This is a genomic window from Sorangium sp. So ce726 (assembly GCF_051521405.1).
In the GTDB taxonomy this organism is placed as follows: domain Bacteria; phylum Myxococcota_A; class Polyangia; order Polyangiales; family Polyangiaceae; genus Sorangium.
The window spans coordinates 9,605,441-9,627,470 of sequence record NZ_CP150349.1; the positions used below are offsets into that span (position 1 = coordinate 9,605,441).

Here is a 22,030-nt window from a genome sequence, read left to right on the forward strand (position 1 = left end):
TCAGTGGCCGCCTCACGAGCGCGATATGGGAGGTAGGCTATTCTTGTCGTAGGGGGGTATGTGCTCGCCCAAGTGAAAGATGCGCCGCGCGTCGGACGTTACCCCGGGGGGAACCAGCTCATGCGCTCGCTTTTCGAGCAGGTCGTCGAGTGCTGTGGCCTCGCACCCGCGTTCGCCAGAAAGATCATCCAGGAGGCCTGCGAGCGGAGCGATGTGTCACCGCCCGAAGCGATGACGCCAGCCGATCTCATCCGCTCGCTCCCTCACATCCGCCAGGCCCTCGGCGTCTTCCTCGATCCCGGGGAGGTGGCGCTGAAGACGGCCGCGATGCGAGCCCTCGTCAAGGGCTCCTGGCCGTCGATGGCCGCGGTCGTCCCCCCTGGTTCGAACCAGGAGAGCCGGACGCCTCAGGACGAGCCGAAGGCCAAATCGAGCTCGTAGAGCTCGTAGTGCGAACGCCGCATTCCGAGCGCGACATACGTCGACTGCGCTCGCACGTTCGCGGTCTCCACGTACAGGCGGATGCCGCATACGTCCCCCGCGTCCGCCGCCATCTCGTGGACTCGCTGATACAGCGCCCGGAAGACCCCGCTGCGCCGCTGCGCGGGGGTCACATAGACGGACTGGATCCACCAGAAAGTACCGTTTCTCCAGTCACTCCATTCATAGGTGACCATCAGCTGCCCGGCCATCTCGGACGCGTGCTCGGCCACCAGATAGAACCCTTTGGCGGCATCCGCGATCAGCGCGGCGGCGCCACGGAGGGTGGTGGCGGCATCCAGCACCTTGCCCTCCGTCTCGAGCGCCATGGCCCGGTTGTTCGCTGCGATCAGCGCGGCGTCGGTGGGCGCCGCCCGGCGGATCACGAGCGCTGTCACGAGGCGACCACCCGGCGGGCGTCGCAGGGACGTTCTCCGGCCGTACAGCCGGAAAGCGCGGAATCGCGGCATTGGATCGACATGGCCGACCCCATACCGCGGGGAGCACGGCTGCTCAATGACGACGCGCACGACGCGCACGACGCGCACGACGCGCACGACGCGCACGACGCGCGGCGCCTCGATCCAGCGACGAGCGCGCGGCCGGCAACCACCCGTCGCGAAGGCGTCGCCGCGGCGCGTTATGTTTCGAGAAGTGATCCTCGACGAGCGCGCCCGGCGCCCGGCGCGTGGTCCATGGCTCCGCCGCGCCGGCTGCCTCTTGCGCCGGTTGGCGGAGGTTGTGCTCCTCGCCCGATCGCGCATACCCTCCGGGCGCCGAAGCCTCCCGGAGGGTGACCCTTGACACTGCTCGTCAGCGACTCGATTGCCCAGCGCGTCCAGCGGCTGGAGATCCCTTTCAACAGCTTCGGGGTCGATCCTTACGGCATCTCCCAGAAGCACCTGGGTCTCTTCTTCTCCCTCCTGGACTTCTTCTATCATCATTACTTCTCGGTGGGCGTGACGGGCCTGGAGAACGTCCCCGCGCGCGGGCGGGCGATGCTCGTCGGCAATCACTGCGGGGGAGTCGCCATCGACGGGGCGATGGTGGTCGCGTCGATGTTCTTCGCGATGGATCCTCCGCGTCTGGCCGAGGGGATGGCGGAGAAATTCATCAATCGCCTCCCCTTCACCTCGCTCTGGTCGAGCCGCACAGGGCAGTTCACCGGCCTCCCCGAGCACGCGAGCCGCCTCCTCGAGGACGAGCGGCTGCTCATGGTGTTCCCCGAGGGGGCGCGCGGCACCGCCAAGCTCTACAGCGAGCGCAACTCGCTCGTGCACTTCGGGTCGGGGTTCGTCCGGCTCGCGATGAAGACGAGGACGCCCGTCATCCCCTGCGGCTTCGTCGGCGGCGGCGAGGCGGTGCCCACCATCGCCAACTCGTACACGATCGGCCGGCTGTTCGGCGTGCCCTACATCCCGATCACCCCGTACCTCATCCCGGCGCCGCTGCCGGTCCAGCTGGAGATCACGTACGGCGAGCCGATGACGTTCGCCGGGACCGGCGCCGAAGAAGACGAGGTGATCCTGGGCTACGTCGAGCAGGTGAAGGCCAGGATCGCCGAGCTCATCGAGGCCGGGCGAAAGCGGCGCCGCGGGAAGCTGGCGCTGGACTGGCGCGGCGCCACGCCGCCCAGGCCCGCCTCATCAAAGGAGCACGCATGAGGGTCCTCATCCCAGGGATCACCGGCCAGCTGGGCCGCATGGTCGCGACGCGCCTCCTCGAGGAGGGGCACGAGGTGATCGGCATCGATCGGCGGCCATGGCCGACCGCCCCGGCCGGCATCGAGATGCACAACGTGGATCTGCAGAAGCGCGCCGCCGAGGACGTGTTCCGCAAGACCCGGCCCCAGGCCGTCATCCACATGGCGACCGTGACGCACCTCGTGGAGCAGACGGAGGAGCGGTATCGGATCAACCTCGGCGGCACGCGCGTCGTCTTCGACAACAGCCGCGCCTGCGGGGTCGAGCACGTGATCTTCGTCGGCCGACACACCTACTACGGCGCCGGCCCGGAGTCGCCGCTCTACCACACGGAGGAGGATCCTCCGATGGCGGTGTCCACCTTCCCCGAGCTCGCCGACCTCGTCGCGGCCGATCTCTATGCCTGCACGGCGCTCTGGCGCGCTCCCGAGCTCTGCACGACCGTTCTCCGCATGTGCTACACGCTCGGCCCGACAGGCCACGGCACGCTGGCGAGCTTCCTCCGCGGCCCCCACGTCCCGTATGTGCTCGGGTTCGACCCGCTGTTCCAGTTCATGCACGAGCAGGACGTCGTGACCGCCATCTGCCTCGCCCTCGAGAAGCGCATCCGCGGCGTCTACAACGTCTCTGGCCCGCAGCCTGTGCCCCTGTCGCTCATCATCCGGGCGGCGGGCCGGGTGGCGGTGCCCCTCCCCGAGTTCGTGCTGCGCAACGCGCTCGGCCGCTTCGGCCTGCCGAAGCTCCCGCGCGCGGCGCTGACCCACGTCAAGTACCCCGTCGTCGTGGACGGGGCCGCGTTCCGCGCCGCGACCGGGTTCAAGCACGCCATCGACGAAGCCCAGGCCATCCGCGAGTACCGCGACGCCCACCCGGTCCCGGCGAGCCGCCCCTGATCCGAGGATAGCGGGGTGCAGATTCGTGTGATACGGGCTCATCCGCGTCGTTCGGCGCGCTGCGGCGTACTTTCGTACGCCTCACGCGCCTGCCTAGCGGCTGAGCCCGTATCACACGAAGATGCGCCCCGCTAAAGGAGGTCCCGTTGTTGTCCGAGAAGGTCAAGCAGTTCGCGCCGGCCAGACTCACCGCGGACATCGGCGATCTGCCCGAGCCGGAGAAGAGAGCGCTCGGCAAGCTCGTCGAGGCTTCGCGGCAGCTCGATCCCGTGTTCGATCGGCAGGCCTACGCCGGGAACCCGGAGCTCCGCGAGAAGCTCGTCGCGGACGGCACCCCGGAGGGGCGGGACAGGCTCGCCTACTTCGACATCATGCGCGGTCCATGGGACAGGCAGGATCACCACCGCCCCTTCGCCATCGACAGGCCCCATCCGCCTGGCGCTGGCTTCTACCCGGAAGATCTCTCGGCCGACGAGCTCAACGCGTGGGTTGAGCAGCACCCGGGCGACAAGGAGGCCTTCAAGAGCCTGTTCACGCTCATCCGCCGGGACCAGGGCCGGCTCGTCGCCGTGCCGTACAGCCAGGCCTACGCCGCGTGGCTCGGCCCCGCCGGCGCGCTCCTCGAGGAGGCCGCGGCGCTCACCGCGAGCGAGAGCCTGCGACGGTTCCTGAGGTCCCGGGCCGCTGCGTTCCGCTCCGACGATTACTATGCATCCGACAAGGACTGGATGGATCTCGACAGCCGCGTCGAGGTGACCATCGGCCCTTATGAGACCTACGAGGACGAGCTCCTCGGCCTCAAGGCCTCGTTCGAGTCGTTCGTCACGGTGAGCGACCCCGAGGCCTCCCGGAACCTCTCGAAGTACAAGGAGCTCCTCCCGGAGATGGAGCGCAACCTGCCTGTCCCCGAGGATGTGAAGACGGCGCGCGGCGGGGAGAGCCCCATCCAGGTCGTCGACCTCGTATTCAGCGCTGGCGACGCCCGCAAATCGGTCCAGACGATCGCGTTCAACCTGCCGAACGACGAGCGCGTCCGCGCCGAGAAGGGGGCCAAGAAGGTCCTGCTCCGCAACGTCATCGAGACGAAGTTCGAGCTGATCATGCGCCCTATCGCCGAGCGCATCCTCGACCCGGCGCAGCTCGATCACCTGTCCTCCGACGCGTTCTTCAACGAGACGCTCTTCCACGAGCTCTCGCATAGCCTCGGCCCTGCGTTCACGACCGTGAACGGGGAGCGGGTCGAGGTGCGGATCGCGCTCGGCCCGACGTACTCTGCGCTGGAGGAGGCCAAGGCCGATGTGATGGGCGCTTACAACGTCCTTTTCATGATCCAGCGAGGCCACTTCGCGGCCGATTTCAGGGAAAAGCTCCTCATCTCCTATTTCGCGGGGCTCTTCAGGAGCACCCGCTTCGGCGTGGCCGAGGCGCACGGCAAGGGGGCCGCGCTCCAGATCAACCGGTTCCTCGAGGAGCGCGCCGCCCGCTTCGACCCGGCGACACGGCGCTTCACCGTCGACGCCGCGGAGCTCGAGGCCGCCATCACCCGCCTCGTCCGCGACCTCTGCATGGTTCAGCACCGCGGCGACAGGCAGGCTGCCAGCGAGCTCCTCGCCAGGTACGGAGAGGTCTCGGAGCCGATGCAACAAGCGCTCGGCGGCCTCGAGGGGATCCCGATCGACATCCGGCCGATCTACCCGCTCGCCGGCGAGTGAGCCGCCGGCGAGCGGCGCTCACGGCCCCATCTGCACGAGGAACGCGTCGCCGGCGCCCCGGCTCGTGGCCGTGGCTCCCCCGAGATCGAGGACGCCGTCGAAGCGGCCGGTCACCCAGCTATCGCCGAGGAGATCGACGGCGACGGCGGCGCCGCGCTGCTCGCCCGAGTCGCCGAACGAGCGCAACCAGATCGGGTTGCTGGCAGGGTCGAGCTTGGCCACGAACACGTCGGCGGCGCCCATGGCCGAGTCCGCCTCGTTGCCGATGTCGAGGCTCCCCAGGAAGGAGCCGGTGAGGAGGATGTTGCCCGCCAGATCGACCGCGACGGATGTGCCCTCCTGGTCGGCGTCGTCTCCGAAGTCCTCGCACCACTGCAGGACGCCGTTCTCGTCCAGGCGGATGAGGAAGATGTCCTTGTCTCCATTGCTCGTGAGCAGCGACTCGCCGAGGGAGATCGCTCTCCGGAACGAGCCGGTCACGAGGATGTTGCCCGCTCCATCGACGGCCACGCCGAGCGCCTCGGCCGCGTTGGTCGCGTCGGCCGCCTTGCTCCAGACGTGGTCGCCCGAGGGGTCGAGCTTCGCGACGAACAGGTTGGTCTTGGCTTCGGTGGTGAGCGGCTTCTCGCCCCCGAAATCGACCTCCCCGCTGAACCAGCCGACGAGGACGATGTTGCCGTCGCCGTCGACGGCGATGCCCGTGCCGGCCTGATCTCCCTCGCCGCCGAACCGCTTGGCCCAGTCGACGTGGCCGGCGGCGTCGAGCTTGACGAGGAATGCATCGCTCCTGCCGTGGCTCTCCAGGGTGAACCGCTCGCCCTGGCGGCCCTCGCCAAAGTCGAGCGTGCCCGAGAACTCGCCGGTGATGAAGGCGTTCCCTGCCTGGTCCACGGCGACGGCCGCCGCCTGTTGCGTGGCCTCGTCGCCGAAGCGCCGGCTGAACTGGTGGGCCCCGGTCGCGTCGAACCGCGCCACGACGACGTCGGCGCGGCGGCCGGCGCCCTCGAGCACGCCGCCCCCGAAATCGACGTCACCGGCCGCGCTGCCCGCAAGCACCACGTCGCCCCCCGGCGCGAGCGCGACCGCCCGGGCGACGCTGTCCGCGAAGCGGCGGCCGAACCGGAACCGACCCTCGCGCGAGGAGGCGTCGCGAGAGAACGCGACGAGGAAAGAGTCCGGCTCGCCGAGCGCGCCCAGCTCGTCCGACGGGCCCGCGCCGAGATCGGTGCTGCCCGATGCCGAGCCGACCACCACGACGGCGTCGGCCGAGGCGGCGATGCCCAGGCCCTGCTGAGCGCCGGCCCCGCCGAGCGCGACGCTGTGCACGGGATCGCCCGTGCACGCTCGACCGTCGCAGTTCTCGTCCTCGGGGGTGGCGCAGCTCTCGAAGACGGGCAGCACCTGGCCGACGCAGGCGCCGACGTCCGTCCCGTCGTCATTGCACGCGGCGACGCCGGCCACGCAGAGGCCGACGCCCTGCGTGCCCTGCGGCCCCGCGTAGCAGGACGTCTCGGCAAGGGGAACGCAGATCTCCTGGTCCTCGCTGCCGCCGCCCGCCCCGCCGCCGCCCACCCCGCCGCCGCCTCCCCCCTCGCCCACCGGCACGGGATCCGCCGCGACCTCGGGGAACGGCGCGATGAAGGCGCACGCGCCGAGGCCGGTGCAGGCGAGGGCGAGCGCCGCGACGACGCCCGCTCCGGCGCGAGGTGCGCGGTTCACAGCACTCCCTGCACGGCGACCCCGGCGCCGTCCGCGCCGACCCATGGCGAGAGCGCCGTCGGGCGGGGGGCGCGAGGCGCGGGCGCGAGCCGCCGCCCGGCGGCGTCCGGAGGAGCCGCAGGCGAGGACGAGGGCCAGAAGAGGTACGTGGCGAAGCCGCCCGCGATGAGGGCGGCCCCGGTGAGCACCGTGCTCGTGACGGCGAGCGCTTGCCCGCGGTCGTGCAGCGCCTGGCGCTCGCTCAGCGAGCCCGGGGCAGGGTTCTCGTTCTTCTTCAGGAAGCTGTGCCGCACGTCGTACGCCATGGCGCCCGTGACCACGGCGCCGGCGGCAAGCGCGGCCGCCGTCCCAACGACGACCACCGGCGAGATGCGCGGGCCGGGCGCGGGCGCGCTCGGCAGCGCCTGGCGCGCGGGCGCGCTCGATCGCAGGACCGCGAGCGATCGCTTGCCGCCGAGCTCGGCGCGCAGCTCGACGACCGCGCCCGTCTCGGCCTGCACCGTCGCCTCGAACCGCGCCGCATAGTTCTCGGCCTCCACCACGACCCGCCGCGCCCCGGGGCTCACGAGGATGGCCGCGCCGACGAGCGCGGCGTGGATCGGCTCACCGTCGATCTCGACGCGCACGCCGGTCGCGTCCTCGGGCAGCTGCAGGACGATCTGCGACGTCTTCACGCGAAGCTTCTCCAGGCGTGCCCGCGACTCCCTGGCGAGCGCGAGCTCGTTCCGCGCGGTCGCGCCGGACGCAGCGAGCTCAAATGCGTTGAGCGCCTCGACGACGTGGCCGAGCGCCTCGTGACAGACGCCGAGGTGATACCAGAGAGGCGGGGACACGACGATCTTGCTGATGCGCTCGTACGTCTCCAGCGCCTCTGCCCACCGGCCGCCGTCCTCCGCGGCGAGGCCGAGCGCGAAGAGGTGCCGCGCGGACGCGAGCTCCGCGGCGCTCGGCTTGTGGGGCACGGCGGGAGCCGCAGTGTCGCTCGCGACCGCGGCCGGCGGCGCGCGGCTTTCGTCCTCCGGGGAAGGCTCGGCGAACGCAGCCGGACCGACGCCGACCAGGGCGAAGAATACCACTCCGCCGATGGTGATCCGATGCTTCACCCACGCCTCCTTCCATCACCAAGCGATAGAGGCAGTCTAACCGTACTCACGCCGACCGATCTTCGACAACTGGAAAATTGTTTGAGATCAGCGTCCGATCCTGGAACGCTCTTGCACGACCCGCCTGGAACGCTCTCCCACTGTCGGTGAGAGCTTCAGCATGGTCGGACTCACGACGACACAGGAGTCGCAGGTACGAGCAGTGATAGCGCCCGTCGATCTTGTGCCAGGCCAGCTTCTCGGCCGCTATGAGCTGCTGATCGCCATCGCGCAGGGCGGAATGGGGACGGTGTGGGCGGCCCGAGAGCGCGGCGGGGCGGCGGGCGACAAGATCGTGGCAGTCAAGACGATGCTGCCGGCGCTCTCCAGCGATCCGCGCTGCAAGCGCATGTTCCTCACGGAGTCGCGCATCGCGGCCCGGATCAAGCACCCCAATGTGTGCGCGATCCTGGATCAAGGTGAGCAGAGCGGGGTCCTCTACTTCGTGATGGAGTGGATCGACGGCGACGCGCTCGTGGCGCTGCTCGGCGGCAGCACCCGCAAGCAGGGCAGCCCGCTCCCCTTGCCCGTCGCGGTGAGGATCGCGATCGAGGCGGCGCGTGGGCTGCATGCGGCCCACGAGCTACGGGACGACGGCGGCGCGCTGGTCGGGCTCGTTCACCGGGACGTCTCGCCGCACAACATCCTGATCACGCGGGATGGCTCGGTCAAAATCGCCGATTTCGGCGTGGCCAAGGCCATGGCGCAGGTGGACAACCCGACGACCAACACCGGGCACATGAAGGGCAAGATCCTCTTCATGGCGCCCGAGCAGGTCTATAGCGAGCAGCTGGACCGGCGGTCGGACGTCTTCGCGCTCGGGATCGTGCTCTATCAGCTGACGACGGGCACGCACCCGTTCGCCGCCAGCCACGACCTCGCGACGATGGCGCGCATCGCGCGGCCCGAGCCGGTCGATCCGCCGGGCCCCCTCGTCCCCGGGTACCCGCCCGCGCTCGAGGCGGCGGTGATGCGCGCGCTCGCCAAGGATCCGGCCGAGCGCTTCGCGACGATGTCCGAGCTCGCGGACGCGCTGGAGGCGGTGAACGCCGCCCTCGGCAGCCGCCCTGGCGAGGTCACGGGGTACATCCGCAACGCGCTTGCCGCGCGCTCCTCGCGTCGCACGGCGCTGATCAAGGACGCCTTGCGCGCCGCGGAGGGCAGGGCGCGGGGGCGCACCCCCTCGCGCCTGGACCCGCGCCGCCGCGCCCGGACGATCGCCACCGCGGCGGCGCTCGTCGCCTCGGGCGCGCTGCTCGGGGCGGCGACGCTCCTGTGGATCGGCCTCGGGGAGGGCCCCGGCGCGCCGCCCGTGGCGGTGCCCGCGGCGCCGGCCGCCACGATGGAGCCGCGCCCGGGGGTCGCCACCGCCGAGCCGCGCGCCCCGGAGCCAACGCGCGCCCCGGAGCCGCCCCCGTCCACGGCGCCCGCGGCGCCGCCGTCCTCCACCCCCGCCGCGAGCGCGAGCCCGCCTCGCTCCCGATCGCCTGCCGAGACCGGGCGCGCCAAGTTCCGCGAGCCCGGCTTCTAGCGCTGCGCAGCGCCGAGGCCCCGCCTCGCGACGAGGAATATTCGATCGGCGCCGGTTGTCCTCGGGCGGCCGGGCTTGCTATGAGCTCCCACCCGTTATGCACGACGTACGCGCCCTGAACGAGCTGGTCGCCAAAGAGAGCGCCTTCATCGACACCCTGCTGAGCGAGGTCGGCAAGGTCATCGTCGGCCAGACGTACATGATCGAGCGCATCCTCATCGGGCTGCTCACCGGGGGACACGTCCTCCTCGAGGGCGTCCCGGGCCTCGCCAAGACGCTCACGGTGCGGACGCTCTGCGACGCCATCCACGCGAAGTTCTCGCGGATCCAGTTCACGCCGGATCTGCTGCCCGCCGACCTCATCGGCACCGTCATCTACAACCACCAGAAGGGCGACTTCACCTCCAAGCTGGGCCCGATCTTCGCGAACCTCGTGCTCGCCGACGAGATCAACCGCGCCCCGGCGAAGGTGCAGAGCGCGCTCCTCGAGGCGATGCAGGAGCGGCAGGTCACGATCGGCGACACGACCTACCCGCTGCCGAGCCCGTTCGTGGTCATGGCGACCCAGAACCCGATCGAGCAGGAGGGGACCTACCGCCTCCCGGAGGCGCAGGTCGACAGGTTCATGCTCATGGTCAAGGTCGGGTACCCCGCGCGGGCCGAGGAGCGGCAGATCATCGACCGCACGACAGGGGTGGTCGAGGGCAAGGCCGCGAAGGTGACGACCCCCGAGGAGCTCGTGTCCGCGCGCAAGGTCGTGCGCGACGTGTACATGGATGATCGCGTGAAGGACTACATCGTGGACGTCGTCTTCGCGACGCGCGAGCCCGGGCAGAAGGGGATGCGGGAGCTGAGCAGCCTCATCGAGTACGGGGCGAGCCCGCGCGCCTCGATCGCGCTGGCGCTCGCGGCGCGCGCGCACGCCTTCCTGCGCCACCGGGGCTACGTCACGCCGGAGGACGTGAAGGCGATCGGCCCCGACGTGCTCCGGCACCGGGTCGTCCTCACCTACGAGGCGGAGGCCGAGGAGGTCACGTCCGAGCAGATCGTCCGGCGCGTGTTCGAGGTGGTCGAGGTGCCGTGATCAAGGCCTCCGGCTCGAAGAACCCGCTGCCGCCGGAGCTCCTGAAGCAGCTCCGGCGCATCGAGATCCGGACGCAACGGCTCGCCAACGAGCAGCTCTCCGGGACGTACTCGTCCGTCTTCAAGGGGCAAGGGCTCTCGTTCCGCGAGGTGCGCGCCTACCTGCCCGGCGACGACGTGCGCTGGATCGACTGGAACGTCTCGGCCCGCATGAGCGAGCCGTTCGTGAAGGTGTTCGTCGAGGAGCGGGAGATGACCGTCATGCTGGTCGTCGACGCCTCGCAGAGCGAGCAGTTCGGCACGCGGCGCGCGTCGAAGGCGCGGGTCGCCGCAGAGATCGCCGCGCTCTGCTCCTTCAGCGCCATCAAGAACAACGATCGCGTGGGCCTCGTGCTCGCGACCGAGGCCATCGAGAAGCTCGTCCCGCCGAAGAAGGGGGACAAACACGTGATGCGCGTCATCCGGGAGATCCTCGGGCACGAGCCGAAGTACACAGGGACGAACCTGAAGCTCGCGCTCGAGACCCTGGTGAAGGTGGCCAAGCGGAGGAGCGTGGCCTTCGTGATCAGCGACTTCTTCGCCTCCGGCTTCGAGCGCTCGCTCTCGCTCGCGAGCGCCAAGCACGACGTGATCCCGGTGATGCTTGTCGACCCGCGCGACGAGGAGCTGCCCGACGTGGGGCTCGCGACGTTCGAGGACCTGGAGACCGGGGAAGAGGTCGTGGTGGACACCGGCGACCGGGCGGTGCGCGACCACTACCGCACCGCCATGCGCAAGCTCCGGAGCGACCGCGACAAGCTGTTCAAGAAGCTCGCGCTCGACGCCGTGGTGGTGAAGACAGGCGAGAGCTTCGTGAGCCCGCTGCGCGACCTGTTCGCCAAGCGGGCGCGGAGGCTCAGGCGATGAGGACGCGTCGCTCGGCGGTCCACGCCTCGCGCGGCGCGAGCCCGCTCGCGTGGGCCGCGCTGGCGGCGGCGCTCGCGTGCGCGGCGCCGGCACGATCGCAGCCGGACGCCGGCGGCGCCGGAGGGCCCGCCGTTGATGACACCCCGCCGCCGCCGGCTCTGGCCCCGGCCCCGGCGCCGGCAGCCACGGGGCGCGGCGAGAGCGTGTGGGCCTCGTGCGCGGAGCACGTGCCGCCCGGCGCGACGCGCCCCCGGATCGAGGAGACGTTCCCGAAGAACGGGTTCAGCGGGTACGCGGCCCACCTCGAGATCACGGTCACGCACGGCAAGGGCGAGACGGTGCTGCCGGAGGGCTTCAAGGTCCAGGGCGACAGCGACGCCGCGCGCGCGATCCAGAAGGCGGGGTTCGTCCTGCCGGAGGCCGACGCGGGCGCGGGGCCGACCAGCACGACGACGGCGACCGACACGGGCGCCACGACCAAGCTCGTCATCCCGTTCGTCCCGCTGCCCAAGGAGCCCGGGAGGAGCGCCCTCCTGCTGCCGCCGGTGCCGATCGCCGTGTCCCGCGCGAGCGGGGAGCTCGTCACCGTCTGCACCCGGCCGCACGAGATCGTGATCGAGGACCCGATCGCCAACGAGCGGGATCCCAAGGTCAAGCCGAACCCGGCGCCGCGGCCGCAGCGGGAGGAGTGGGTGCTCGCGAAGCAGCTCACGGTCGGCATCCTCATCGGCGCGGCGCTCGGGCTGCTCGTGGCCTGGCTGGTCCGGCGCTGGCTGCGCCGGCCCCGCGTGGTGGCCGCCCCGCCGCCCAAGCTGCCGTGGGTCGCCGCGCTCGAGGAGCTCGACGCGCTCCGGCGCTCCGACCTGCTCGGCGAGGGGCGGACCGGTGAGTACTTCGACCGCGTGAGCGACTGCGTGCGCAAGTACCTCGGCGCGCGGTACGGCTTCGACGGCCTCGAGACGACGAGCGACGAGATGCGGGAGCTGCTCGCGCGGGTGCGCCCGCCCGTGCCGGTGCTGCCACAGATCGCGCGGTTCCTCGCCGACTGCGATCTCGTGAAGTTCGCGCGCCTCCAGCCGAGCGAGGCTGACTGCCTCACGGCGCTCGACGACGGCGAGAGCATCGTGCACCGCACGACCCCGCCGGCGGTGCGTCCCGGCGACGGCGCCGGGCCCCGGAGCTCGCCCACCGGCAAGCAGCAGCCACCCGCTCGCCCGTCCCGGGCGCCAGAGGGAGAGGAGGCGCCTTGAGCCGCACGAAGCGCGCGGCGCTCGCCCTCATCGCGACGCTGGTCGTCGCCGCGCTCGCCTGCGTGTACCCCTACCTCACGCGCCGCGACGCCTGGTCCTCGGCGAGCTGGCAGAACCCGTGGTTCTTGCTCGCGCTCATCGCGGTGCCCGTCGTCTGGTACTGGGGCATCTTCGCGGAGGACGCGCGCAGGCCGCGGCTCCGGCTCGGCACGGTCGCGCCGCTCGCGCGCGGGCCGCGCGGCCTGCGCAGCCACCTGCGCGACCTGCCGGGCGTGCTGCGCGCCGTGGCGCTCGCGCTGCTCGTCCTCGCGATGGGGCGGCCGGTGAGCGTGCTCCGCGAGCAGCGCTCGGACGACAAGGGCATCGACATCGTCGTGGCGCTCGACCTGTCGGGCTCGATGCGCGCGATCCTCGACGCGCGGGCGAGCGACCTCCCCGGCCAGCCGAAGCTGCCGCGCGGCAAGCGGCTGACCCGGCTCGACACGGCCAAGCTCGTCCTCCAGGACTTCATCAGCCGCAGGAGGACCGATCGCCTCGGCGTCGTCGTCTTCGGCAAGGCCGCCTACGTGCTGTCGCCGCCGACGCTCGACTACCACCTGCTGACGCAGATGGTCTCGCAGATGACGCTCAACGTGATCGACGGCAGCGCGACGGCGATCGGCGACGCGCTCGGCACCGCGGTCGCCCGCCTGCGCAGGAGCGACGCGCAGTCGAAGGTCGTCATCCTCCTGACCGACGGCGACTCGAACGCCGGGGCCATCTCCCCCGAGTACGCGACCCACCTCGCGACCTCGCTCGGCGCGAAGGTCTACACGATCCAGATCGGCACCGACGACGAGGTCGAGGTCGAGGACGGCATCGATCTCTTCGGGCAGCCGCGCTACGTGCGCCACCGCTTCCCGGTCAACCCCGCGCTGCTCCAGGAGATCGCGCAGAAGACCGGCGGCGCGTCGTACGTGGCGACCGACGCGAAGGCGCTCGCGGACAGCATGCACGACGTGCTCGACCGGCTGGAGAAGACCCGCTTCGAGGCGTCGAGCGCCGCGTACGAGGATCTCTTCCCGTTCCTGCTCCTGCCCGGGGTGTTCCTGATCGGGCTCGACGCGCTCCTGCGCGCCTGGCTGCTCCGGAGGTTCCCGTGAACTTTGCGGCCCCGTGGTTCCTGCTCGGGACGGCGTTCGCCGCGCTGATCGGCCTCCTGCTCATCCTGGGCGGCTTCGGCGTGGCGCGCGCCGTCAAGCGCTTCGGCGACGAGGATCGCGTGAAGGCGCTCACGACCGCTGATCCGGCGAAGCGCCGCGCCTGGAAGGGCGTCCTGCTCGTGCTCGCGACGGCGCTCGCGTTCGTGGCCGCGGCGCGCCCCCAGTACGGCAAAGGCACGCGGCTCGTGCCGGCGACCAACGTCGACGTGGTGATCGTGCTCGACTACTCGAAGAGCATGTACGCGCGCGACGTCGAGCCGTCCCGCATCTTCCGGGCAAAGGTCGAGGTCGCCCGCCTCATCAAGGATCTCGAGGGCGCGCGCTTCGGCGCGGTCGCGTTCGCCGGCGAGCCGATGGGCTTCCCGCTGACCGCCGACGGCGCGGCGATCGCGCAGTTCTTCCGCCAGCTCGACCCGAACGACATGCCGATCGGCGGCACGGCGATCGCGCGCGCGCTCGACCAGGCGAGCGAGCTCCTGAAGCGCGATCCGAAGTCCGCCGAGCACAAGCGGATCATCCTGCTCGTCACGGACGGCGAGGACCTCGAGGGCTACCCGCTGAGCGTCGCCCAGGCGATCGGCGCCCAGGGCACGACGATCCACGTCGTTCAGATCGGCGGCCGCACGCCGGAGCCGATCCCGGAGATCGGCCAGGACGGTCGCATCGTCGGGTGGCGGACGGATCGCCAGGGCAAGCCGCTCACGACCGAGCTGTCGCTGTCGGGCGAGCAGCAGCTCGCGTCGATCGCGCAGGCCACGCCGGGCGGGCAGATCATCCGCGCGGAGAAGGGGACCACGGGCATCGAGACGATCGCCGCGGAGCTCAGGCGGCAGATGAAGAGCGAGCTCTCGGAGCGGGTCGAGACGGTCTACGCGGACGTCTACTTCTACCCGCTCGGCCTCGCGATCCTGCTCCTCATCGCCGAGGTGTTCCTCAAGGACGCTCCGCGCCGTCGCTTCGTGGCGACGCACCCCGAGGCCGCGCCGAAGCGCGCCGCGCTACTGCTGAAGGAGCGCCCGCTCGGCGCGGACCTCGCGGCGGGAGCGGAGCAGGCGCCTCGGGGCAAGGCGGGAGGGCAGCATGCCGCGTCGTGATCGCAAGCGCGTGGATCTCGCCGGGTTCTTCGCGCGCCGCGGGCGCTGGATCGCGATCGGGCTCGCCGCCGCGTGCCTCACCGGGGCCGCGTTCTCGGCGGCGACCGGGTGCAGCGGGTGGGATCCGACGTCCCCGTTCGAGCGGAACGCGCCGGCGGTCGACCAGGCGATCCGCGATCTCGACGCGGGCAACCTCGAGTCTGCCGAGCAGGCCCTCCAGAGCTACCTGGGGACGGGCCCGTGCAGCGACGCCGGCATCGGGCTGCCGGACTCCGTGCGCCAGAAGCCGAACGGCTCGTTCGATCTCGGGCTCACGCTGTTCCACCTGGCCGAGCGCTACGGTCATCGGTTCGGTGACGAGGAGCTCGCGGACGGCGGGCCGGAGCAGGAGCAGCGCGACGCGCTGCGCGGGATCGAGATCGACTGCGCGCTGGTCCTCGTGAAGGCGATCGGGGCCGATCCGAGCGTGCCGGCCGATCTGCGCGCGCGGGCCCGCTACCTCTCGGGCAACCTCGAGTTCTTGCGGCGCAAGTACGAGGACGCCGTGACGTATTACGACCAGGCGCTGGCCATCATCCCCGGGGTCCTCGAGGAGGCCGGCGGCGACGGCGTCGGCCGGGACGCGGCCTGGAACCGGGCGATCGCCCTGCGGCGCATCGAGGACCAGAAGGACGCCGCGCCGCCGGACGCCGAGCCCGATGCGCCGCCGGACGCCGAGCCCGATGCGCCGCCGGACGCCGAGCCCGACGCGGGTGACGACGGCGGCGACCAGGACGCGGGCAACGACGGCGGCGAGCCCGACGCGGGCGACGACGGCGGCGAGCCCGACGCGGGCAACGACGGCGGCGACCAGGATCAGAGCCCCGACGCTGGCCCGCAGGATCAGTCGCCCGACGCCGGCTCACCCGAGCCACCCGAGCCACCGCGCGAGCAGCCCCAGGAGCCGCCGCAGACCGGCCGGCAGGACGATCGCATCCTCGACCAGCTCGAGGAGGCACCGACGTATCAGGAGCAGGAAGCGAAGAACAAGGCCGGCATGCGGCGCGGCCGCGGCATGGAGGACAAGTGACGCGCCCGCTCGCGCTCGCCCCCCCGCGCCTTGCGCCGCTGGCGACCGCGCTGCTCCTGGCGTTGCTCGCGTTGCTCGCCCCGCTCCGCGCGCGCGCCCAGCAGCAGCCGGAGCTCTCGGCGCGCGCGAGCTCCACCGACGTCGAGGTCGGCGAGCCGTTCACGGTCGAGGTGAAGGCGCTCGTCGAGCGCGGCGCCGGCATGCCCTCCGATCCGGAGCTGCGTGTCCCGCCCGACCTCTCCATCGTCTCCGGCCCGAGCATCGGGACGCAGATGAAGACCCAGCTCGGGGGCGGTGTCATGATCACGCAGCTGGGCATCAGCGCGACGTGGCAGATCGTCGCGAACAAGCCCGGCCGCTACACCATCCCGGGGCCGACGATCTCGTGGAACGGCAGGCGCATGCCGGCGGCTCCGATCATGATCAAGGTCGCGCCGGCGAGCGGGCGGCCTCGCCGGCCGAACAACCCGTTCCTGTTGCCCGGCGGCCCGCTGCAGGGCTTCCCGTGGCCGTTCGGCGGCCCGGGCGGCCTCTTCGACGACGAGCCGACCCAGGACGAGCCCGAGGCCGAGGCGACCGAGCTGGCGATGCCGCGCGAGCCCGACCCAGTGGTGTTCCTGCGCGCCATCCCGGACAAGACGACCGCGGTGGTCGGCGAGCAGGTCACGGTCTCATTCTACCTGTACTTCCGCGAGAACGCCGAGATGACCGAGCCCCGCGCAGCGCCCGCCGCGGACTTCCTTCGCCACCCGCTCCTCGAGGACCCCCGCAACGAGCGGCCCGTGTACACGCGGGTCGGCGGGCACCGCTATGCGGCCCGCCTTGTCGACAAGCTGGCGCTGTTCCCGCTCAAGACGGGCGAGCTGCACACGGGCAGCATGCAGACGCGCATCAGCGCGCGCCGGATCGGCGCGCGCGTGCTGCGCGAATCGAACGACGTCGTCGTCAAGGTCACGGAGCCGCCCCTCGCCGGCCGCCCGTCCGGCTATGTCGTCGGCGACGTCGGTCAGTTCACGCTCAAGGCGACGGTGCAGCCGCGCCAGATCGAGCAGGGCGGCTCGGTGGCCGTGACCGTGCAGGTCGCGGGCACCGGCAACTTCCCCCAATCGCTCCGGGTGCCGGAGCGAACCGGGCTCGAGTGGCTCGACCCGGAGAAGCGCGACGCGATCGAGCCGCGCGGCGGCGCGATCGGCGGCACCCGATCGTTCGGCTACGTCGTCCGGATCCAGGAGAGCGGCGCGGTCGATCTCGGGAAGATCGAGCTCCCCTACTGGGATCCGGCGCAGAAGCGCTACGTGGTCGAGCGCGCCGAGCTCGGCGTCGTCCAGGTCAGCCCGGTGGCTCCTCCGGCGCCGTCCGGACCGCCGTCCAGGGCGCCTCTCGCCGAGGGCGACGGCGCTGGCCGCGGCGAGCCGTTCGCCGGCATGCCGGGGCTCCGCACGTCGCTCGGCCCGCACACCCCGCCCGCGACGCTGCCCCTCGACGGCGCGCCGTTCTGGCTGCTCCTGGCCGCGCCGCCGCTCGCCGTCACGCTGTTCGGCGCGGGCGATCGGCTCCTGCGCCGGGCGCGCGATCGCCGCGCGGCGGGCGCGAGCTCGCCCGCCCGGCTCGCGGCGATCGCCCAGCGCGAAGCGGAGGAGGCGGCCGCGCAGGGGGATCTCGGGGCGACGGCCGCGGCGATCGAGCGCGCGGTGCACCGGGCGATCGAGTCCGCGACGGGCCTCCGCTCGCGCGGCGTCCTGCTCGCGGAGCTCCCGGGCGAGCTGGACCGGCGCGGCGTCCCCGGGCCGCTCTCGTCGCGCGCTTGCGAGGCGCTGGCCGCGTGCGAGGCGATCCGGTTCGAGCCGACCGCGCAGGAGGACGGCGGCGCCGCCGCCGCGGCGCTCGTCGAGCAGAGCCGCGCCGTCGTGACCGAGCTCGCGCGATGGAAGCCCGCGTGAACGGCCGCCGCAGGCGCCTCCTCGCCGGCGCGCTCCTCCTCGCCGGAAGCCTCGCGCCGGCGCTGCCGTCGAGCGAGGCGCGCGCGCAGCCGGCGGAGCCCCCGGAGATGATGTTCCAGGAGGGCACGGCCGCGCTCGGCCGCGGCGAGTACGGCGCGGCGATCGACACGTTCGAGCTGCTCGCCGACCGCGGCTTCGTGCACCCGGACGCGAGCTACAACCGCGGGCTCGCCTACGTCACGCGCGTCCGCGAGGGCGCGGATCGCCCCGGAGACCTCGGCCGGGCGGCGGCCGCGTTCGAGGAGGCGCTGCGGCTCCGTCCGGGCGATGCCGACGCGGATCACGCGCTGGATCTCGTGCGCGCCGAGATCACCCGCCGGCGCTCGCGCCGCGCCACGGACGCCGTCGACGTGCGCCCGACGCTCGGCCGGGTCATCGTCGGCCTCGCCTCGGAGCGCACCTGGGCGGCGGCCACGCTCCTCGCGTCGCTCCTCCTCGCCTTGGGCGTGGTCCTGCGGCGCCGCCCTATCGGCCCTGCGCACGTCGCGGGCAGCGTCCTTGCGCCGACGGCGCTCGTCGCGCTGCTCGCGCTCGTGCCGCTGACCTATGCGGCGCGGCACCTCCGCCTCACGACCCGGGCTGGCGTCGTGGTGGTCCCCGAGGTCCGGCTCCTCGACGAGGACGGGCGCGCGCTGCCCCGCGCGGAGCAGAGCGCGATCCCCGAGGGTGCATCGGTCGAGGTCGGCAGGAGATCGGGCGGGCTCGCGGAGGTCCGCTGGGGCGCCACCGAGGGCTGGGCTCCGGCGTCGAGCATCCGGTTGCTCGCTCCATGAGCCGCGCCATCGTGTGCTAGGTTGTCCGCGTGTGGGTACGCCGCGCAGCCATTCGCCCCGTCCCCTCGTACGCTCAGGTGCCGGCGCGCGTCCTGTCCGAGATCGAGGACCAGCTCGCCGAGGATGACGACGACTCGCGCAAGCAGCTCGACGACGCGTTCACGCGCTTCGAGCAGACGCAGCCTGCGCTCGCGGACCGGATCTCCTCGGTGCTCTCGGGCCCGCTCGACGAGACGGCGCTCGCCCTCGGCTATTTCCTGACGCTGGCGATCTGGCTCGCCTTTGACGAGCTGTTCGGTCAGGACCTCGACGAGGTCACCGAGACGGCGCTCACGGGCGTCGAGGAGTCGCTGAACCTGGACGAGCAGATCCGCCTCCACGATCCTGCCGAGGCTGTCGACTCGGACGACGTCATCGCGATGGAGCAGCCCGACGTCCTCGCCTTCGTGCAGGAGCACCTCGACGCGGCGCTCGAGGCGAACGCGCACGAGGTCGACGTCGACGACGTCCACGCCATCTACCGGGTGGTGCTGATCGAGGTCCTTGCGCTGAGCTACGCCGTCCGCCCGCCCTCGAACTGGGTAGCGCTCACGACAGAGTTCACCGCATAACGCGTTCCCGCCATCTCGCAACGACCGCTCCCCGCACCATCTCTAGACCACGGCGGCAGAGCGGCGTTCACCCGCACAGGAGACGGGCCCAGATCGGCGTTTTCGGTGCTCGGCGCACTGGAGTGCGCCGAGCACCGAAAACGTCGAGGTGGGCCCGTATCCGAAGCGGGTGGACGCCGCTCTAGCGTGCTGAGAAGGTGGCTAGGAAGGCTGGCATCTCGGTGCTGCGGCCGTCATCGAGGACGACGGTTCGGCGCGGGGCATTGATCGCGTCGAGCACTGCGACGAGCTCGCGAAACGGCGTCTTGTTGTCGCTGTGGAGCACGGCCTGATCGGCGCGGCGGTCGCTCGGGGCGCGATGCTCGCCGCTCCGCTCCCACTCGCGCCGGATGGCCTCGCCGAGCTCTCTGTAGCGGATCGCGGTGGCGCCCGCCCCGCCGATCTCGACAGGACGTTTGGGGACGCTCACCTCGCTCAAGACCGTCGCGCCCTGCTTCCACACGAGGTTGAACTGGTCCTCGCCGACATGAACATGCATCGTCCTGAGAGGTTCCTTCTGGCACTCCTCTCCGCACCCCGCGGCGGCAGGCACCTCCGCGCTGGTCTTGAGCCGCGAGTTCGTGACCCACACCGCCGTGATCAGCAGGAAGGCGATGGTCACCATCAGCAGATCGATGAACGGAATCATGTTGATCTCGCTGTTTCGCGCCCGCCTCTCGCCACCTCCCACGTCGACGCCCGCCATGGCTGCCTCCTTGTGTGTTCGTGTTGTCGCGGCGCACTCGCCAGCTCCACGGCCGCGCTGCGATAGGAGGACAGAGGGCGGCGCGCGCCGGATGTTCCTGGAAAGCACCAACGTCCGCTCCCCCGTCACCGGTGAACCGCTCGCGCAGGTGAGCCGCGCCAGCGGCCGACAATGGAAGGGCGAGACGAGCGATCCCTCGGGCGGCCCACGCTCCGCATCGTCCACTATTTCGGAGGCACTTCGCTCCGCCCAGATCAAAAAAAACGCGACGCGTCAATTTTAAGCAGACTCATCATCGGACGCCTTGAACCTGGAAAGGGCGGACGAAAAGCTCGATTTCTTCGGCATAGTCGAGGATGCAGGTGCCTTGCGCCACGGACGAGCGGGCCTCGTACCGTCCTCGGGTCAACGCAGCGTGCCGCCCCCCGTGCGTCATGGCCGAGCTGTCCCTTGACAGACAATCCGTTATAACGGATGATAGACCTACGGGTTGGAGGTGAAGCGGATGCGCCCCCAGAGTGCTCAAGTGATCGACCTCGAGGAATACCGGCAGCAGCGGCGGATGGCTCGGAACGAGCATGCTCCCGAGAGCGACAGGAAGACGTTGTCGGGCAGCTCATTGACCATGCAGGTCACCCTCTGGTGGTTCCCGATGTGGACGTGGATGCCCGTCTGGCAGGTGCGATGAAATCCGTCCGTCAGAACACGCCACGGAGCTCGCCTGGGCTGGTTTCCGGCGATGGGCTCGGCGCGTCGTTGCCCGTGGAGGGCTATCAGAACGACGTGCAAGCGTCCGCCGTATCGACGGGGCGCCCCCCGTCGCCTGCTGGACCGCGCTCACACCGCAAGCCAGAGAGCTTCGCGGGCCCCACGAGCTCGTACTCCAGCCGCACCAATGGAGAGGGGCCGCAGCGGGACGTGGACGAGACGTCTGGAGACGCCTGGGCCTACGAGATGGCCCCACAGGACGCCTCCTCGGCGCTCACCGGCATCGTCGGGGCCAACCTGCGTCGCCTCCGGACCAAGCGTGGGCTCTCCCTCGAGCGGCTGGCGAAGGCGTCTGGCGTGAGCCGGGCGATGCTCAGCCAGATCGAGCTCGGCCAGAGCACGCCGACGATCAACGTGCTCTGGAAGATCGCGCGGGCGCTCGGCGTGCCCTTCTCGGCGCTGATCAGCGACCAGTCGCTCGGCGGCACATCGCTCATCCTGGCCGCGCGCGCCAAGGTGTTGACGTCGCATGACGGCTCGTTCACGTCCCGCGCGCTGTTCCCATTCGACGTGCCGAGGACCGTCGAATTCTACGAGATCACCCTCGCGCCCCTCGCCACAGAACACGCGGATCCTCACCCGCCGGGCACCGTGGAGAACCTCGTGGTGACCGCCGGAACGCTGGAGATGGTCGTCGGCGCCGAGCGCCATGTGCTCGCGACCGGCGACGCGATCATGTTCGACGCCGACGTGCCCCATCAGTACAGGAACCTGACCGATCAGCAGGTCATCCTGTACCTGGTGATGACGTACGTCGAGAAGACAGGCTGACCGGAGCGCTCGACAGCCCGGATCACCAAGGCGCCAAGGACGCCGAGAGGAAAAGGACGTCTCCCGCCGCTCCTCTTCTCCCTCCGGCGCCGCGGCAATTCTGTGTGTCCTGCGCGGCGCTCGGGAAACGCCAGGCGCGCCGCGACGCGGGCGCGATCACTTGGTCTTGCTGGCGACGTTCGAGCCGACGCCCATGTTGCTCATGCCGCTCGCGCCGGCGCTCATGTCCATGCCGGTGCTCATGCACATCATCATCGGCATGTTGCCGCACATCAGCATCATGGGCATGCCCATGCCCATCATCTTCATCATCGCTTCACAGCGCTGGCGCAGCATGTCCATCCCCATGGCATCCATGGGAATCATTTTGCAGACCATCCCCTCTTTGTCCATCTCACAGGTCATCCGCGCCATGCTCGGCATCTGACCCATCATCCCCATCATCTGGGGCATCATCCCCATCATCTGGGGCATCATCCCCATCATCTGGGGCATCATCCCCATAGGCCCCATCATCGGCAGGCTCATCATGGGCATCATGGTGTTTCCCTCCGCGCTGCGTTGGTTTCGTTCGCGGT

Annotated in this window: 20 protein-coding genes; 15 read left to right on the plus strand and 5 right to left on the minus strand. The window is 71.1% G+C overall.

Features of this window, described 5'->3' with window-relative positions:
- Window positions 1–120: 120 nt before the first annotated feature.
- Window positions 121–441, plus strand: coding sequence for a hypothetical protein (locus WME79_RS35680; RefSeq protein ID WP_437524174.1), 321 nt, complete (start codon window positions 121–123; stop codon window positions 439–441).
- Here WME79_RS35680 and WME79_RS35685 read toward each other — a convergent pair.
- Window positions 408–878: a GNAT family N-acetyltransferase gene (locus WME79_RS35685; RefSeq protein WP_437540004.1), complete on the minus strand. Its 471-nt coding sequence runs from the start codon at window positions 876–878 to the stop codon at window positions 408–410. The genes WME79_RS35680 and WME79_RS35685 overlap by 34 nt on opposite strands.
- 402 nt (window positions 879–1,280) lie before the next feature.
- Between WME79_RS35685 and WME79_RS35690 the strand changes: the two genes are divergently transcribed.
- The 3 genes from WME79_RS35690 (at window position 1,281) to WME79_RS35700 (ending at window position 4,788) form a co-directional block, all read left to right on the plus strand.
- Entirely contained in the window at window positions 1,281–2,144 is an 864-nt protein-coding gene (locus WME79_RS35690; protein ID WP_437524176.1) for a lysophospholipid acyltransferase family protein, read from the plus strand.
- Window positions 2,141–3,076 (plus strand): SDR family oxidoreductase, encoded by a 936-nt coding sequence (locus tag WME79_RS35695; RefSeq protein ID WP_437524179.1) that lies wholly within the window; start codon window positions 2,141–2,143, stop codon window positions 3,074–3,076. Before WME79_RS35690 ends, WME79_RS35695 begins: the two co-directional genes overlap by 4 nt.
- 146 nt (window positions 3,077–3,222) lie before the next feature.
- Window positions 3,223–4,788, plus strand: coding sequence for a dipeptidyl-peptidase 3 family protein (locus tag WME79_RS35700; RefSeq protein ID WP_437524182.1), 1,566 nt, complete (start codon window positions 3,223–3,225; stop codon window positions 4,786–4,788).
- Window positions 4,789–4,806: 18 nt separating this feature from the next.
- Here the strand turns inward: WME79_RS35700 and WME79_RS35705 are convergent, their stop codons facing one another.
- Together WME79_RS35705 and WME79_RS35710 are read right to left on the minus strand one after the other, a co-directional pair.
- Entirely contained in the window at window positions 4,807–6,507 is a 1,701-nt protein-coding gene (locus WME79_RS35705) for a hypothetical protein (RefSeq protein ID WP_437524185.1), read from the minus strand.
- Window positions 6,504–7,610, minus strand: coding sequence for a hypothetical protein (locus tag WME79_RS35710; RefSeq protein WP_437524187.1), 1,107 nt, complete (start codon window positions 7,608–7,610; stop codon window positions 6,504–6,506). Before WME79_RS35710 ends, WME79_RS35705 begins: the two co-directional genes overlap by 4 nt.
- Before the next feature lie 223 nt (window positions 7,611–7,833).
- Between WME79_RS35710 and WME79_RS35715 the strand changes: the two genes are divergently transcribed.
- The 10 genes from WME79_RS35715 (at window position 7,834) to WME79_RS35760 (ending at window position 19,168) form a co-directional block, all read left to right on the plus strand.
- Window positions 7,834–9,180: a serine/threonine-protein kinase gene (locus WME79_RS35715; protein WP_437524189.1), complete on the plus strand. Its 1,347-nt coding sequence runs from the start codon at window positions 7,834–7,836 to the stop codon at window positions 9,178–9,180.
- A 97-nt stretch (window positions 9,181–9,277) separates the two neighbouring features.
- Window positions 9,278–10,264, plus strand: a complete 987-nt coding sequence (locus WME79_RS35720) for an AAA family ATPase (protein ID WP_437524192.1) — start codon at window positions 9,278–9,280, stop codon at window positions 10,262–10,264.
- Complete coding sequence (locus WME79_RS35725) at window positions 10,261–11,169, plus strand: DUF58 domain-containing protein (RefSeq protein WP_437524195.1); 909 nt, start codon at window positions 10,261–10,263, stop codon at window positions 11,167–11,169. The genes WME79_RS35720 and WME79_RS35725 overlap by 4 nt, the downstream gene beginning before the upstream one ends.
- Window positions 11,166–12,419, plus strand: a complete 1,254-nt coding sequence (locus tag WME79_RS35730) for a hypothetical protein (RefSeq protein ID WP_437524198.1) — start codon at window positions 11,166–11,168, stop codon at window positions 12,417–12,419. The genes WME79_RS35725 and WME79_RS35730 overlap by 4 nt, the downstream gene beginning before the upstream one ends.
- Window positions 12,416–13,561, plus strand: coding sequence for a VWA domain-containing protein (locus WME79_RS35735; RefSeq protein WP_437524201.1), 1,146 nt, complete (start codon window positions 12,416–12,418; stop codon window positions 13,559–13,561). Before WME79_RS35730 ends, WME79_RS35735 begins: the two co-directional genes overlap by 4 nt.
- Entirely contained in the window at window positions 13,558–14,715 is a 1,158-nt protein-coding gene (locus WME79_RS35740) for a vWA domain-containing protein (RefSeq protein WP_437524204.1), read from the plus strand. The genes WME79_RS35735 and WME79_RS35740 overlap by 4 nt, the downstream gene beginning before the upstream one ends.
- Entirely contained in the window at window positions 14,702–15,784 is a 1,083-nt protein-coding gene (locus WME79_RS35745; protein WP_437524206.1) for a tetratricopeptide repeat protein, read from the plus strand. Before WME79_RS35740 ends, WME79_RS35745 begins: the two co-directional genes overlap by 14 nt.
- Window positions 15,781–17,724, plus strand: coding sequence for a BatD family protein (locus WME79_RS35750; protein ID WP_437524209.1), 1,944 nt, complete (start codon window positions 15,781–15,783; stop codon window positions 17,722–17,724). The genes WME79_RS35745 and WME79_RS35750 overlap by 4 nt, the downstream gene beginning before the upstream one ends.
- The gene (locus WME79_RS35755) at window positions 17,721–18,557 is read left to right on the plus strand and encodes a hypothetical protein (RefSeq protein WP_437524211.1); all 837 of its coding nucleotides are present in this window, start codon (window positions 17,721–17,723) and stop codon (window positions 18,555–18,557) included. Before WME79_RS35750 ends, WME79_RS35755 begins: the two co-directional genes overlap by 4 nt.
- Window positions 18,558–18,586: 29 nt before the next feature.
- Window positions 18,587–19,168: a hypothetical protein gene (locus WME79_RS35760; RefSeq protein WP_012239127.1), complete on the plus strand. Its 582-nt coding sequence runs from the start codon at window positions 18,587–18,589 to the stop codon at window positions 19,166–19,168.
- 181 nt (window positions 19,169–19,349) lie between these two features.
- Here WME79_RS35760 and WME79_RS35765 read toward each other — a convergent pair whose 3' ends face one another.
- Window positions 19,350–20,171, minus strand: coding sequence for an ExbD/TolR family protein (locus WME79_RS35765; RefSeq protein ID WP_437524213.1), 822 nt, complete (start codon window positions 20,169–20,171; stop codon window positions 19,350–19,352).
- A 426-nt stretch (window positions 20,172–20,597) separates the two neighbouring features.
- Here WME79_RS35765 and WME79_RS35770 point away from each other — a divergent pair, with 426 nt between their 5' ends.
- On the plus strand, window positions 20,598–21,452 hold the full coding sequence (locus WME79_RS35770) for a helix-turn-helix domain-containing protein (RefSeq protein ID WP_437524216.1): 855 nt from the start codon (window positions 20,598–20,600) through the stop codon (window positions 21,450–21,452).
- Between the two features lie 156 nt (window positions 21,453–21,608).
- Here the strand turns inward: WME79_RS35770 and WME79_RS35775 are convergent, their stop codons facing one another.
- On the minus strand, window positions 21,609–21,992 hold the full coding sequence (locus tag WME79_RS35775; RefSeq protein WP_437524219.1) for a hypothetical protein: 384 nt from the start codon (window positions 21,990–21,992) through the stop codon (window positions 21,609–21,611).
- Between the last annotated feature and the right edge of the window lie 38 nt (window positions 21,993–22,030).